General features: G+C 64.3%; 17 protein-coding genes and 1 tRNA gene. 8 read left to right on the forward strand and 10 right to left on the reverse strand.

Going from position 1 to position 13,680, the window contains the following annotated elements; translation table 11 throughout:
- Nucleotides 1–14 precede the first annotated feature (14 nt).
- Both FJ958_RS15595 and ureC read right to left on the reverse strand, forming a co-directional pair.
- Nucleotides 15–608 carry a hypothetical protein gene (locus FJ958_RS15595; protein WP_140744062.1) on the reverse strand — a complete coding sequence of 198 codons (594 nt, stop codon included), beginning with the start codon at nt 606–608 and terminating at the stop codon, nt 15–17.
- 95 nt (nt 609–703) lie between these two features.
- Entirely contained in the window at nt 704–2,416 is a 1,713-nt protein-coding gene (gene ureC, locus FJ958_RS15600; protein WP_140744064.1) for an urease subunit alpha, read from the reverse strand.
- A gap of 167 nt (nt 2,417–2,583) precedes the next feature.
- On the opposite strand from ureC, the gene FJ958_RS15605 reads away from it, so the two are divergent.
- Both FJ958_RS15605 and FJ958_RS15610 read left to right on the forward strand, forming a co-directional pair.
- On the forward strand, nt 2,584–2,973 hold the full coding sequence (locus FJ958_RS15605; RefSeq protein WP_140744066.1) for a hypothetical protein: 390 nt from the start codon (nt 2,584–2,586) through the stop codon (nt 2,971–2,973).
- 114 nt (nt 2,974–3,087) lie between these two features.
- A complete protein-coding gene (locus tag FJ958_RS15610; protein ID WP_140744068.1) occupies nt 3,088–3,582 on the forward strand; it encodes a hypothetical protein in 495 nt (164 codons plus the stop codon).
- Nucleotides 3,583–3,653: 71 nt separating this feature from the next.
- Here the strand turns inward: FJ958_RS15610 and FJ958_RS15615 are convergent, their stop codons facing one another.
- From FJ958_RS15615 to FJ958_RS15635, 5 genes are read right to left on the reverse strand one after another with little or no spacing between them, the layout of a single operon-like run.
- The gene (locus FJ958_RS15615; RefSeq protein WP_140744070.1) at nt 3,654–3,959 is read right to left on the reverse strand and encodes an urease subunit beta; all 306 of its coding nucleotides are present in this window, start codon (nt 3,957–3,959) and stop codon (nt 3,654–3,656) included.
- Between the two features lie 6 nt (nt 3,960–3,965).
- A complete protein-coding gene (locus tag FJ958_RS15620) occupies nt 3,966–4,553 on the reverse strand; it encodes a HupE/UreJ family protein (RefSeq protein ID WP_140744072.1) in 588 nt (195 codons plus the stop codon).
- Nucleotides 4,554–4,589: 36 nt separating this feature from the next.
- Complete coding sequence (locus tag FJ958_RS15625; protein ID WP_140744074.1) at nt 4,590–4,844, reverse strand: DUF1272 domain-containing protein; 255 nt, start codon at nt 4,842–4,844, stop codon at nt 4,590–4,592.
- A gap of 10 nt (nt 4,845–4,854) precedes the next feature.
- Entirely contained in the window at nt 4,855–5,157 is a 303-nt protein-coding gene (locus tag FJ958_RS15630) for an urease subunit gamma (protein ID WP_140744076.1), read from the reverse strand.
- A gap of 13 nt (nt 5,158–5,170) precedes the next feature.
- Nucleotides 5,171–6,013 carry an urease accessory protein UreD gene (locus FJ958_RS15635; protein ID WP_140744078.1) on the reverse strand — a complete coding sequence of 281 codons (843 nt, stop codon included), beginning with the start codon at nt 6,011–6,013 and terminating at the stop codon, nt 5,171–5,173.
- Between the two features lie 202 nt (nt 6,014–6,215).
- Here FJ958_RS15635 and FJ958_RS15640 point away from each other — a divergent pair, with 202 nt between their 5' ends.
- From FJ958_RS15640 to FJ958_RS15650, 3 genes are all read left to right on the forward strand, one after another.
- Nucleotides 6,216–6,470 (forward strand): acyl carrier protein, encoded by a 255-nt coding sequence (locus FJ958_RS15640; RefSeq protein ID WP_140491308.1) that lies wholly within the window; start codon nt 6,216–6,218, stop codon nt 6,468–6,470.
- Nucleotides 6,471–6,474: 4 nt separating this feature from the next.
- Complete coding sequence (locus FJ958_RS15645) at nt 6,475–7,683, forward strand: beta-ketoacyl-[acyl-carrier-protein] synthase family protein (RefSeq protein WP_140744079.1); 1,209 nt, start codon at nt 6,475–6,477, stop codon at nt 7,681–7,683.
- Nucleotides 7,684–7,841: 158 nt separating this feature from the next.
- On the forward strand, nt 7,842–8,546 hold the full coding sequence (locus FJ958_RS15650) for a glutathione S-transferase N-terminal domain-containing protein (RefSeq protein ID WP_140744081.1): 705 nt from the start codon (nt 7,842–7,844) through the stop codon (nt 8,544–8,546).
- A 55-nt stretch (nt 8,547–8,601) separates the two neighbouring features.
- Here FJ958_RS15650 and FJ958_RS15655 read toward each other — a convergent pair whose 3' ends face one another.
- From FJ958_RS15655 to FJ958_RS15665, 3 genes are all read right to left on the reverse strand, one after another.
- Nucleotides 8,602–8,919: a hypothetical protein gene (locus FJ958_RS15655; protein ID WP_140744083.1), complete on the reverse strand. Its 318-nt coding sequence runs from the start codon at nt 8,917–8,919 to the stop codon at nt 8,602–8,604.
- Between the two features lie 93 nt (nt 8,920–9,012).
- Entirely contained in the window at nt 9,013–9,624 is a 612-nt protein-coding gene (locus FJ958_RS15660; RefSeq protein ID WP_140744085.1) for a nucleoside triphosphate hydrolase, read from the reverse strand.
- A gap of 95 nt (nt 9,625–9,719) precedes the next feature.
- Entirely contained in the window at nt 9,720–10,820 is a 1,101-nt protein-coding gene (locus FJ958_RS15665; protein WP_140744087.1) for a hypothetical protein, read from the reverse strand.
- A gap of 203 nt (nt 10,821–11,023) precedes the next feature.
- Between FJ958_RS15665 and FJ958_RS15670 the strand changes: the two genes are divergently transcribed.
- The 3 genes from FJ958_RS15670 to FJ958_RS15680 all read left to right on the forward strand — a co-directional run bounded on the left by FJ958_RS15670 (nt 11,024) and on the right by FJ958_RS15680 (nt 13,595).
- Nucleotides 11,024–11,917 carry a D-alanyl-D-alanine carboxypeptidase family protein gene (locus tag FJ958_RS15670; protein WP_140744089.1) on the forward strand — a complete coding sequence of 298 codons (894 nt, stop codon included), beginning with the start codon at nt 11,024–11,026 and terminating at the stop codon, nt 11,915–11,917.
- A gap of 402 nt (nt 11,918–12,319) precedes the next feature.
- Nucleotides 12,320–13,249, forward strand: coding sequence for a DUF1003 domain-containing protein (locus FJ958_RS15675; protein WP_140744091.1), 930 nt, complete (start codon nt 12,320–12,322; stop codon nt 13,247–13,249).
- A 269-nt stretch (nt 13,250–13,518) separates the two neighbouring features.
- Nucleotides 13,519–13,595: transfer RNA gene (locus FJ958_RS15680), tRNA-Arg, on the forward strand.
- Nucleotides 13,596–13,680 lie beyond the last annotated feature (85 nt).

A 13,680-nucleotide genomic window follows, 5' to 3' on the forward strand; every position in this document is an offset into this window, starting at 1 on the left:
ACCATCCGCTATAGTCATACGATCGTGTCGAAGAGCCGCAGGATGAATGATATCTGGTAGATGAGCGCGGCCGCGACGAAAGCGATGTGGAAGCGGCGGTCGCGCCCCAGGATCGCGGCGATGCAGAGCGCGACGAAGACCGGCGTGCGGAACAGGTATTCGTTGCCGAAGCGGGCGAAATGCTCCGGTCCTTTCAGCAGCGTGTCGATCACATCGAGCAGGTAGGTCGCGGCCAGCAGGCCGAAGAACCAGGCGCGGCGCGAATAGAAGAAGTCCTCGTAGCTGGTGTAGTCCAGCATAGAGTCCGGAAACAGCAGCGCACAGAGCAGGAACAGCGTGATCGCGTAGAAGATGATGAAAAGGTACTTGCCGAACGTCCATGTCTCGATGGCGTAGAGGCCAAACTCCCACCACCAGAAATGCACCAGCGTCAACAGCACCGAGGCGACCCAGGCCAGGTGCACGGGATAGAGCCGGTATTGGCCGGGATGCTGGACGATGCGCGCCACCCCTGACAGCAGGCGGGCGACGCCGAGCCCGATCACCATGCCCATGACGATGCGGATATGAGGGAAGATGTCGTGCGGAGAGGCTATTTCGCTGGCCATGCCTGATCATAGTAAGGTTCTGCTCGGCTGCATCTTGCGGCCTAAATATGCTAGCCGCAACGGAATTTGGCCTGCCGGTCAAACGGAAAATATTCTCAAAACAGAAAATACCTCTGCGCCATCGGTAGCACGGTTGCCGGCTCGCAGGTGAGCAACTCGCCATCCGCGCGTACCTCGTAGGTTTCCGGATCGACCTCGACATGCGGCGTGGCGTCGTTGAGCACCATCGAATGTTTGCCGATGCCGCCCCTGGTGTTTTCGACAGCGACGAACTGCTTGTCGACGCCGAGCCTGCCGTGCAAGCCGGACTCCAGCGCGGCTTTCGAAACGAACGTTACGGAAGAGTTGGTCCTGGCCTTGCCATAGGCGCCGAACATCGGCCGGTAATGCATCGGCTGTGGCGTCGGGATCGAGGCGTTGGGGTCGCCCATCGGGGCGGCGGCGATCATGCCGCCGATCAGCACCATATCCGGCTTGACGCCGAAGAAGGCCGGGTTCCACAGCACCAGGTCGGCGCGCTTGCCCACCGCGATCGAGCCGATCTCCTTCGACAGCCCATGCGCGATGGCCGGGTTGATCGTGTACTTGGCGATGTAGCGGCGGACGCGGAAATTGTCGTTGTCGCCGGTTTCCTGCGGCAGCGCGCCACGCTGGCGCTTCATCTTGTCGGCGGTCTGCCAGGTCCGGATCGCCACCTCGCCGACACGGCCCATCGCCTGGCTGTCCGACGAGATGATCGAGAAGGCGCCGATATCGTGCAGGATGTCCTCCGCCGCGATCGTCTCCTTGCGGATGCGGCTTTCGGCAAAGGCGATGTCCTCGGGGATCGACGGCGACAGATGGTGGCAGACCATCAGCATGTCGAGATGCTCGGCCAGCGTGTTGACCGTGTAGGGCCGCGTCGGATTGGTCGAGGACGGGATGATGTTGGGCAGGCCACAGACCTTGATGATGTCGGGCGCATGGCCGCCGCCGGCGCCCTCGGTGTGGAAGGCGTGGATGGTCCGGCCCTTGATCGCCGCCACCGTGTTTTCGACAAAGCCGGATTCGTTCAGCGTGTCAGTGTGGATCATCACCTGCACGTCGTAAGCGTCGGCGACCGAGAGGCAGCAATCGATTGCCGCCGGCGTCGTGCCCCAGTCCTCGTGCAATTTCAACGAACAGGCGCCGCCCAGCACCATTTCCTCGAGCGCCGCCGGCAGCGAGGCGTTGCCCTTGCCCGACAGGCCGATGTTCATCGGGAAGGCGTCGAAGGACTGGATCATCCGGGCCATATGCCATGGTCCCGGCGTGCAGGTGGTGGCCAGCGTGCCATGCGCAGGGCCGGTGCCGCCGCCAAGCATGGTGGTGATGCCGCTCATCAGCGCTTCCTCGATCTGCTGCGGGCAGATGAAGTGGATGTGCGCGTCGAAGCCGCCTGCGGTCAGGATCTTGCCTTCGCCGGCAATGATCTCGGTGCCGGGCCCAATGATGATGGTGACACCGTCTTGAGTATCCGGATTGCCGGCCTTGCCGATTGCCGCGATGCGTCCGTCCTTGAGGCCGATATCGGCCTTGAAGATGCCGGCGCCGGCATCGATCACCAGCGCATTGGTGATGACGGTGTCGACCGCGCCCTGCGCCCGTGGCACCTGGCTCTGGCCCATGCCGTCGCGGATCACCTTGCCGCCGCCGAATTTCACCTCCTCGCCGTGAACGGTGAGATCTCTCTCGACCTCGACGATGAGTTCGGTGTCGGCCAGCCGGACCTTGTCGCCAACCGTCGGACCATACATCTGGGCGTAGGCGGCACGGGTTATTCTGGCCATCGGCGATTGCTCCCGAAATGCGCTGTGGTTGAAGCCGGGTTGCACATTGCCGCCATCCAATGGTCACGCAATGACCCGCTGGGCGACACCTTCTCATCCCATTTGGCGGTTGAGGTTGGCAGGTCACCCCAAAACGACCGTTTGCCAAATCGATGGAAGGAAAATCCATGCGCAAATCGATAGTTCTTGCAGCCGCCGCCAGCCTGATGCTGGCCGGTGCCGCCAGTGCCCAGCAGCAGCCAGCACAACAGCCCGCTCCGGCCACACCGGCCCCCGCGGCGAAAACGCCGGCGCCCGGCGGCCAGCAGGCCGCGCCGGCGATCCAGAGCGTCAACATTGTCGACATCACCGAACTGCCAAAGGACACACAGACGCAGGTTAATCAGGTGATCGCCCAGCGCGGCGATGCCGGCCTGCAGAAGTTGCGCAGCTCGATCGACGCCACCCCCAAGGTCAAGTCCGCCCTTCAGGCCAAGGGAATGACCTCGGCGCAGGTGGTTGCGGCCAGCATGGAGCCCAATGGCGCGCTGACCCTGATCACCAAGAAAGCCAGCTGACGAACCAGTGCGGCGGGCCGGTACCCGGTCCGCCGGTCGCATCAAGAAGGGAACTGTGACAGGGCCGGAGTCGTTTCGTCTCGTAAGTGTTAAAACAAGCCTCGAAAGCGAACGATGACCGTCACCACCTTGCCCAATGCCCGATGGCTGCATGCCATCGCGGCGGCTGCGTTTCTGGCTGCGAGCCTTCCGCATGCCGCGCTGAACGCGCAGGGCCTCGAAAGCCCGGAAACGGTCGACCGGATCGTCGGCTCCCAGGTCAACCAGCAAGAAGCCAAGACAACAGCTGAAATCGATAAAGTGAGTTCGGCGATCGACCGCACGCGTGAAAACATCAGCACGGTGCGCAAGACGTCCAAGCTCGACAAGGTCGACATCGTGTTCTTGACCGACGCCGCGCGCAGCGAGGGCGGTCCGCCGCCGGCCATCGAAAACAAGGTCCGGCAGCATCAGGAGGATGTCGCCGAACTGCGCAAGGAGATCGAGGCCAACGCCTTGCTTTACAATGCCATCGATTCGCGGCGCGTGCTTGCCGAGGACGTTCTCGCCGTGGAGTTCGATGACCCCGGGAAGATCGTCATCTATGCGGCGGCCAAGCCGTCGAACTGAGCCGAAAGCAGCGTCTGCTTTCATGCTGGCCCCAAAGCCGGGCACACGCCGCGCACGAGACGCCGCCGGTCTCACAGCTTGCCCATCACCTTCTGCTGGAACCCATAGACCTCGCGCTTGCCGCCAAGCGGCACCAGCGTGACATCGCGTTCCTGGCCGGGTTCGAAGCGCATGGCCGTGCCCGCGGCGATGTCGAGGCGCATGCCGCGCGCCCGTTCACGGTCGAATTTCAGCCCCTCATTGGTTTCGTAGAAATGATAGTGGCTTCCGACCTGGATCGGTCGGTCGCCGCTGTTGGCGACTTTCAAGGTGACGGTCGGCAGGCCCTTGTTGAGTTCGATGTCGCCTTGTGCGGGGATGATTTCGCCGGGAATCATCTGAAATCACACGATGCCGAAGGCGAGGCCGGCGCCGATCGCCGCGCAGGCCGCGCCCGCAACGCGAGCCAGGCCAGGCAACCTCTGGCCAAGGCTCAGGCCGGCGGCGATGCCGATGGCATGCGGCAGCACCGTGGCGATTGCAAAGCCGGCCATGTACTCGAGCCCGCCGGCATTTTCCGGCACTCCGGTGCCGTGGGCATGTCCGTGAAACACCGCGAACAGGCCGATAATGGCGACACCGGCCGAAACGGGCAGGTCGACCGCCAACGCCACCAGCAGACCAAACGCCACGACGGAGGCCAGTATCCCCGGCTCCACGAACGGCATCGGCACATGGGCCATGCCAAGGGCCGCGCCGCCCAGCATGACGCCGACGAAGGCGAGCGGCCAGGCCCAGATCGCTCGGCCGCCCTTGAGTGCCGCCCACAGCCCGACCGCGATCATGGCGGTCATGTGGTCGAGGCCGGAAAGCGGATGCATGAAGCCGGCCGTGAAGGAGGAGGTGGTGCCGACACCGACATGGGCATAGGCCGGCATGACGGCGGCCATCAACAGGATCGCAGAGAGGCAGAGGCGTCTGGCGGGGATCATTCTACTTGCCTTTCGTGGTTGCGGGTGCCGCGGTGGTCACGCGGCCTTGCGGGGGCCGCAGCCTTCGGCCTTGAGGACACGCTTGGTCGAAGCCGGATATTTCTTCAGCATCGCGGCGGGTCGGATCGGTCGGGCCGAAAAATTGCCGCCGCAGTTCGGGCAGACGCCATCCAGCACATGTTCCACACAATCGGCGCAGAAGGTGCATTCGAAGGTGCAGATCAACGCATCCGCCGCCTCGGGCGGCAGGTCCTTGTCGCAGCATTCGCAGTTCGGGCGCAGTTCAAGCATTTTTCTCTCCTCACCGGATGGGTTGGTGCACGGTCACCAGCTTGGTGCCGTCGGGGAAGGTCGCCTCCACCTGCACGTCATGGATCATCTCGGCGATTCCTTCCATCACCTGTGCGCGGCGAACGACATGGGCGCCGGCCTCCATCAGTTCGGCGACCGGGCGGCCGTCGCGGGCGCCCTCGACGACGAAATCGGTAATCAGCGCGATCGCTTCCGGATGGTTGAGCTTGATGCCGCGCTCCAGCCGCTTGCGTGCCACGATCGCCGCCATGGCGATCAGCAGCTTGTCCTTCTCTCGCGGCGTCAGGTTCATGCGGTTTCCTGAATCACAGTGACCATAATTTGGGCAGCCCCGCCCTTCCATTGAGCAATCCGACGAGCGGAACCAGCCGCTGGCGCAGCTGGTAGCCGTCCTCGGCGTAGAGCCTCGCAAGAAGCTTGCCAGATCTCTTCACGCTCCAGGCGCTCGCACCGCCCCGGTCGCCGATGATTTCGCGCACCGGATCGAGCAAATCCTCGGCCTGCACCGACACCATCAACAGCGTGGCCATGGCGATTGCGCCTCCGGCGACTGCCGGACGGGCCATGCTTGCTGCGATGTCAGGCCCGATGCGGAAATCCTCGGCATGGATGAGAAAGCCGTTCTGGCGAACTCGCCAGCGGTCCCGGAAAGTGCCCAGCGTGGCGCGTTCGCCCATCGCCAGCCGGCCGAAGACCGTCGCTTCCAGCACCAGCGCCTCGGCTCCGGCGGCAAGATCGACATCGAGCGTGCGGGCGAAGGCCGCCCTGTCGAAGACGATGGTTTCCTGCGGCAGCCAGGCGATGCGGCCGTTTTCGCCGACGGTCAGCTTGACCCGCACGTCGGCATGGTCGGATGCGGCGCGATAGACCTTCTCGCAGGCCTGGGTCGTTATCGTGGCGCTGGCATCCGCGCCGACATCCACATCCCATTCGAGGCGATCGCCGCCGGTCAGTCCGCCGGCGGTGTTGATCAGGACCGCTTCCAGCGGCTCGACCGAAACGGCCGGCAGCCTGATCTTGGCGGAGCCGTCCTGATAGAGGCGCCGCAGCCGCGTGCGGCCGCCTGCGCTGGCGCAGCCCAGCTGTGCCAGGCCCGCGGCGCGCTGGGCGCGAGGGGCCGAAAACCTCGTATATTCGATGGTGTCCACGCCGTCAGGTTAAGCACTGCGGCGGTTTTGTCGATATATAGCTTGTTGCTTGATGGCGTTTCCGTTTCTATAGAGGGAGCCACCTTGGTGCGGTCACCCGATGCTTGGCGGGGGTGTAAGGCGACGGTCGCGGCCTGATATCGAGGACAACAAGGCGCTGTTCAGTTGGCGTCGGGAAACGACAAAGTGGGGAAGAAACCGAATGGCTGACCAGCTGGCAACGGAAATCATCGAGAAGATCAAGGCCCATGCCGAGCCGGGCGGTGAAGAAATCACCACCAGCACCGAATTGACGGCGCTCGGCATCCATTCGCTGGAGCTGACGGAGATCATCTTCGATCTCGAGGAGCAGTATGGCATCGAGATCGAGATGAACACCGTCGATGCCTGGAGCAATCTCAAGAATGTTGGCGACATGGTCGAGGCCGTTCGCGCGCTGATCGCGAAAAAAGCCTGACCGAATGCTGAAGCGCGTCGTCATTACCGGCATTGGTGGGCTGTGCGGACTAGGCGCCGATGCACAGGCAATCTGGGCCGAGATGCGGGCCGGCCGTTCGGCGATAGGCCCGATCGATAATCCTTTTCTGCACGACCTGAAGGTCAAGACCGGCTGCGAGATCAAGGCGCTGCCCGATCACGGCATCGAGCGCAGGCAACTGGTGTCGATGGACCGCTTCAGCCTGCTGGCTGTGATCGCGGCGAAGGAAGCCATGCAGCAGTCCGGCCTGATCCCGCATGCGGACAACACTTACCGGATGGGCACGGTCATCGGCATCGGCGTCTGCGGGTTCGAGACGATCGAGGAGAACTACCGGGCGATCCTGATCGAGGGCAAGAACCGCGCCGGCATTTTCACCGTGCCCAAGGTCATGCCTGGTGCTGCCGCCGGCCAGGTCAGCATGCATCTTGGCCTGCGCGGGCCGGTGTTCGGCGTCACCTCGGCCTGCTCTTCGGCCAACCATGCCATCGCCTCGGCGGTCGACCAGATCAGGCTCGGCCGCGCCGATGTCATGGTCGCCGGCGGCACCGAAGCGCCGCTGGTCTGGGGCGTGCTCAAGGGTTGGGAGGCGTTGCGCGTGCTGTCGCCCGACACGTGCCGGCCGTTCTCGGCCGATCGCCAGGGACTGGTGCTGGGCGAAGGCGCCGGCATGGCGGTTCTTGAAAGCTACGATCATGCCATGGCGCGTGGCGCCACCATCCTCGCCGAAATCGCCGGTGCCGGCCTCTCGGCCGACGCCTCCGACATCGTCGCTCCGACCGTCGAAGGGCCGGAGGCGGCAATGCGCTTCTGCCTCGCCGATGCCGGGCTCAATCCCGAAGACATCGATTATCTCAACGCCCACGGCACCGGCACCAAGGCCAACGACCAGATCGAGACCAACGCGATCAAGCGCGTCTTTGGCGAGCATGCGCGCTCACTGTCCGTTTCCTCGACCAAATCGATGCATGCGCATTGCCTGGGCGCATCGGGCGGACTGGAGATGATCGCCTGTGTCATGGCGATCCGCGAGGGGGTCGTGCCGCCGACCGCGAATTACCGCGAGCCCGATCCCGATTGCGATCTCGACGTGACGCCCAATGTCGCGCGCGAGCGCAAGGTGCGCGCCGCGATCAGCAACGGCTTTGCCTTCGGCGGCACCAACGCGGTGCTGGCGTTCAAAGCCATCTGATCCCGGGCCAACATCTGTCTCGGGCGGTCCGATTGAGAGGACTGTCCCTGCGCGGCGAAACTGTCGCCGCATGTTGATCATGCCGGGTCGCGCGCATAACTCTTGGCCTGTCCCGCCACACCGCGCCCCTTGGCGCAAATCCCCCGCAGGAGTTCCCGATGGCCGATTTGTCCGCCTTTCCGATCACCACCCGTTGGCCGGCCAAACATCCGGACCAGATCCAGCTCTATTCGGCAACGACGCCGAACGGAGTGAAGATATCGATCGCCCTGGAAGAGCTCGGCCTGCCCTATGAGCCGCACCTGATCAATATCAGCAAGGATGAAAGCTGGACGCCGGAGTTCCTGTCGCTCAATCCCAATGGCAAGATCCCGGCGATCATCGATCCCAACGGCCCGGACGGCAAACCGATCGGCCTGTTCGAATCCGGCGCCATCCTGCTCTACCTCGCCGACAAGACCGGCCTGCTCGTCCCCGCGGACGCCGCCCGGCGCTACGAGACGATCCAGTGGGTGTTCTTCCAGATGGCCTCAATCGGGCCGATCTTCGGCCAGGTCGGTTTCTTCCACAAATTCGCCGGCCGCGAGATCGCAGATAAGCGCCCGCTGGAGCGCTATCGCGATGAGTCGCGGCGGCTGATCGGCGTGCTGGATGGCAGGTTGAAGGGCCGAAAATGGATCATGGGCAACGACTACACCATCGCCGACATCTCGCTGCTCGGCTGGGTGCGCAACCTGATAGGCTTCTATGAAGCACGCGACCTCGTCGGTTTCGACGATTTCGCCAATGTGGCGGCATGGCTGGAGCGCGGCCTGGCCCGGCCGGCGGTGCGGAAGGGCCTGACCATTCCATCCAAGAGCTAGCAGCCTTCTCGCATCAGCGTCGCCAGCGGCGGTTTAGCCGGCTGGTGCAGGACGGCTACTTCGCCTTGGCTTTCGGGCCTCTTTTGCCGATCACGGAAGCCGCGAGCGAGGCGGCACCGCGTGCGGTCGCGATAACCGCGCCAGCCGCCACGCTTGCCACGGTCCGGGCGGCACCGGCGTTGGAGGGCGCCGGTTTACGCGGGCTGGCTGTCTTCGCGGCGGTCGGCACGACCTTTCTCGGCGCGGCCTTGCCGAAAGCGGCCTTGGCGTCTTTCGAGCGCTCGGCAATCGCCGGACCAGCGCCGGCCTTCGCTTGGCTGGCCTTCGCGGTCCTGGTCTTGGCGGCTGCGGGTTTTCTTGCCTTGGTTGCCATTGGAAAATCCCTCACGCCTGACAATCGGGTTCTCGGCCATAACGGCGCGAAAGTCTTAAGGTTCCCGTCAAAAAGTATCGAAAATTAAGCGGGTTAACCAACGACCAGATCGGCGGCCCGGCGCCGTGCCAGCACCCGTTCGATGTTGGGCATGTCGTTGGAGGCGATCCAGACGCGCGCATCCTCGTCTGAACGCCCATGGCCGTGCCAGCGCTCCATCAAGCGGCGTTCGAGTTCGTTGCGCGGCACCTCGACGAAGATCGAGTAATCGAACAGCGGCGCCAGCCGCGACCATGGCTCCTCATCGAGCAAGAGATAATTGCCTTCGACCAGGATGAATTTGGTCTCGGTGCCGATGATCGCCGCCGCGGCACGCGACAGTTCCATGCTGCGGTCGAAGACCGGGATAGCGATGTCGGGTTCGCCGGCACGAATGCGTTTCAACAAGGTTTCGAAGCCGGCGAAATCGAAGGTTTCCGGCGCGCCCTTGCGCGCGCGCAGGCCGCGCTGGTCGAGCACGACGTCGTCGTAGTGGAAGCCATCCATCGGCACGACTTCCACGGCCCCTTCCGGCAGCAGGTCATGCAGGCCGGCCGACAGCGTCGACTTGCCCGCGCCGGGCGGCCCGGCAATCGCGACGATGAAGCGCTTTGCCTTGCCGGCGCGCTTGAAGATGGTGGCGGCCAGGTGGGCGATTTCGGACATGGGAGCCTCACTTGCCTGGATGATCGACATGATGTTTCCGCCGCATCTTGGCGGCAGTCGCCGGAAATTTCAAACCCCGTGTTGCGCAACCCTGCTCAAACAGGGACGGGCTGACCAATGCGCAGGAAATCGTCGTCGAAGGGGACGACCCATTGGGTGTCGCCGGCCGAGAGCCGCATCTGGCCGTTGGCCGTGGCAATCGCCCGCGGCGGCGTGCCACCTGACAGGGGCAAAGCGCCGATGACGTGGCGAAAGGCAAAACTGCGCCGTTCACCGAGCGCAAACGCTGTCGCCACACCTTCGCGCTTCAGCCAGTTGTCGCCGATCGAGGCGGCATGGCCGACGGCCGTGCGCCCATCCTCGATGCCGAGCACGCCCAAATGACGGCCGCTCCAGGGCGCGTAATCGCGCCCGCCATTGCTGAGCCACAGCATGGTGACCGGCAGTTCGGCCGGGTTCTTCAGCACCAGCACAAGGTCCTCCTCGGCACGGCGCGCCAGCGCCGTCCAGCCCGGCCCGCCATGGTCGGCCTCGACAAGGGTGACGAAATCCTCGCGCCGGTCTTCCATGCGGTACTGCGTCAGGTCGAGCGTGCCGCCGCCGGCGGCGGGAAAATGGCTAAGGTCCGCCGACCGCGCCGGATAGGCCAGCATGAAGCGGCCGCGCGCGGGGTCCGGCTCCAACGGATCGGCCGGCGTCGCGGCAAAGCGCTTGGGCGAAAAGGCCAGCGTGCCGCCGCCCATCATCACCGTCATCGGATGGTGGGCGACCGAAATCGCGCCGGAACCGCCGGAAAACACATGTTCCTGATAAAGGAAGGGATGATCGTCGACGAGCGTGAGGGTCTTGTCGACGCTGGCGCCCATGACCTTGTGCCGCAGCCGGAACACAACCCGCCAGCCGCCCTCCGTCGCGCCGCTGTCGACCATATCCCAGGCGCTGTTGGCCGGCCAGCCATGCAGCGGCGCCTCCTCGACATCGCTGCGCGAAAACGGCGCGCACAGAAAGTCGCCGGACAGCCGGACCGTGCCTTGCGGCAGGTCCTTGGGCAGCGTCTCGCCCGCATCGACCCAGGGCGCGCGGTGCAGCGGTTTTATCAGGCGGCCGCCGCTCTCGACGGTCATGTCGGCGATATGGCCGACGGTGAGATCGAGCGAAACCGAAATGCCTTTTGCCTTGATCGTGCAGGTATCCATAGCGTGCTCACCCGATTCTGGAGGCGCAAGCAGAACCCTTTCGGCGCCCGTTGCGCAAGCGCCGCGACAGGCATTTTGCATCAGCGGTGCTTGTGAAGGCGGACAATCCTGGGGCTAACCACCATTAACCAAATGGACGCATCAATCGCGTTACGTTAGCTTCGCCTCATCTCAGCAACGCCATCGCCAGAACAGACCTGCCCTTGTCCAATTTGCGTTCCGTCCCGTTTGTCCAGAGACTTTTCGTCGCTCTTGGCCTGTTGCTGCTTGTTGCCGGCTGCTCGACCACGACCCCGCCGGACTCGGTGCTGGCCGTGCCCGCGCCGCCGCAGAAATATGCCGCCATCGTCGTCGACGCCAGGACCGGCAAGCAGCTGTTCGAGGTCAACTCGACGGCGCAGCGCTATCCGGCGTCGCTGACCAAGATGATGACGCTCTATCTCCTGTTCGAGGCGATGGAGTCCGGCCGGGTCACCAAGGAAACGCAGATCCCGGTGTCCGGCCACGCCGCCTCGCAGCCGCCCACCAAGATGCGCTTCCGGCGCGGCGAAACGATCGACGTCGATTCCGCCATCCGCGCCATCGTCGTCAAATCGGCCAACGACGTGGCGGTGGCGGTCGGCGAATATCTCGGCGGCTCGGAAGACCGGTTCGCCGCCTTGATGACGTCCAAGGCGCGCGCGCTCGGCATGACCGGCACCACCTTCCGCAACGCATCAGGCTTGCCCGACGACGGCCAGATGACGACGGCGCGCGACATGGCGGTGCTCGGCATGGCGCTGCGCCAGCGCTTTCCCCAGCATTTCCACTACTTCTCCGAAAGCGATTTCATGTTCCGCGGCAGGCTGGTGCGCGGCCACAACGACATGCTCGGCCGCGTGCGCGGCGTAGACGGCATCAAGACCGGCTACATCAGGGCTTCCGGCTTCAACATCGTCACCTCCTACAATGCCGATGGCCGCCAGCTGATCGTGGTGGTGATGGGCGCCGACAGCGCCCGCCAGCGCAACGACCATGTCGAGGCGCTGATCCAGCGCAGCCTGTCGCCCGCGATGGCCGACAGCAAGGCAAGGCTGATGTTCGCCGAACAGCAATAGGGGACAAACCCCCCTGACCTCGTCATCCACGGGCGGACCAAGGAGCGCAGCGACGCGGTGCGGACCCGCGGATACATGCCGCGACACATGAGCGCCGCAGCGGTGCGGAGTTCTGCTCCGCCGCATTCCTAGGCTGGCGCAACGGCATGGATATCAGGGTCTCCGCGAGGCCGCTGCTTTGCTCAGGGATGGCGACGTTGGGGGGCCTCGGCCAATCCTAGATGTTCCTAGTGGTCCGCCGCCCTGAACCTGCGAAGGCCTCGTAAGGCCGGCAGCCGGCTATCGTCTTGCAGCTGTCACGCAATCGTGCGGAAGACATGGCATAGGCTGCGGAAACCGACAGTGGATATGTCCCGCCACCTCGGCGTATCCTCCCGTGCAGCGCGACAGCAGGAGCCCATCATGAGCACCACTCCCAAGGCATCCGAGCAGCAAGCCGCCGACAATCAGAACGACAGCGGCGGCGAATATCTCGAGGCGCCGACCACGCAGGAGGATTTGCACGGGGTTTCGGACGAGCATTTCGACACGCCCGAAGTGCCGGATTCCGAACCGGCCGGCCCAGGCGCGTCGCGGATAAAGCCGAAGAAGAAGCCGTCGGCGATCTCGGGCCGCAAATTCCGCAAGCGCGACCTGGTGCGCATCGACGATCTCAGGCCGAGCCTCGCCGACCGCATCCGCTCCGACCACCCGGACCTGCCCAGGGGCGCCCGCATCAGCCGCGAGGAGCTCGGCCGCTACCGCATGCGCTACATGGAGGAGCTGCTGCAGCAGGAGCACGGCGAATTTTCCGAGCTCGACCGCCAGGTGGTGGAATCGATCGCCCGGCAGGACACGATCTCCGAAAACTCGGAAGAGGAGTTCGAGGAGCACCGCTCCTTCGCCGACCGCATCTCCGACAACATGGCCGCCTTTGGCGGCAGCTGGTGGTTCCTGATCTCGTTTGCCAGCGTGCTTCTGGTGTGGATCGGCATCAACCTGTTCGAGGGCATGGCCGGCGCCTTCGACCCCTATCCCTTTATCCTGCTCAACCTGCTGCTCTCCTGCATCGCCGCCATCCAGGCGCCGGTCATCATGATGAGCCAGAAGCGCCAGGAGGTGAAAGACCGCCTGCGCTCCTTCAACGACTACCGCGTCAACCTCAAGGCCGAGCTCGAAGTGCGCCACCTGCATGAAAAACTCGACTACCTCATCTCACGCCAATGGACACGGCTGGCCGAAATGCAGCAGATGCAGCTCGACGCCATGCACGAGCTGGCGGGGGCCAAGAAGCAGAAGCGGGAAGTGCGCGGCGCGAGAAGAAGGACGGTGAAGAGCGAGGTGGAGGGGTAGGGGACAGTAAGTTTGGGTTCCTCGCCCCCATGGAATTGGGGGTCCGAAGGACGGGCGAGACCCGTGGCGCGCCCCGGCAAGTGGCTCGGCGAAGCCGAGGCGGGACCGGGGAGCGCCATAAATAGTCGACACCAGTGGCAGGGGGGCCTCGCATCCCATCACGGGGCGCCGCACAATCGCCAATTGCCCGTTGAAGCCCGCGCCCGCTTCCGCTAAGAAGCCGTGACTTGCCGGTTCACCGGCTGGTTCGTTTTCCGCATAACCGGAAAGCACCCGTAGCTCAGCTGGATAGAGCGCTGCCCTCCGAAGGCAGAGGTCACAGGTTCGAATCCTGTCGGGTGCGCCAATAGCTCTGTGTACGGCCCGGAGACATGGGTGACAGAGCGTACCTAAGACATGGGTGACAATCTCGTGCCGAACGGATTGTCGAT

This window comes from Mesorhizobium sp. B2-3-5 (genome assembly GCF_006442395.1).
In the GTDB taxonomy this organism is placed as follows: Bacteria; Pseudomonadota; Alphaproteobacteria; order Rhizobiales; family Rhizobiaceae; genus Mesorhizobium.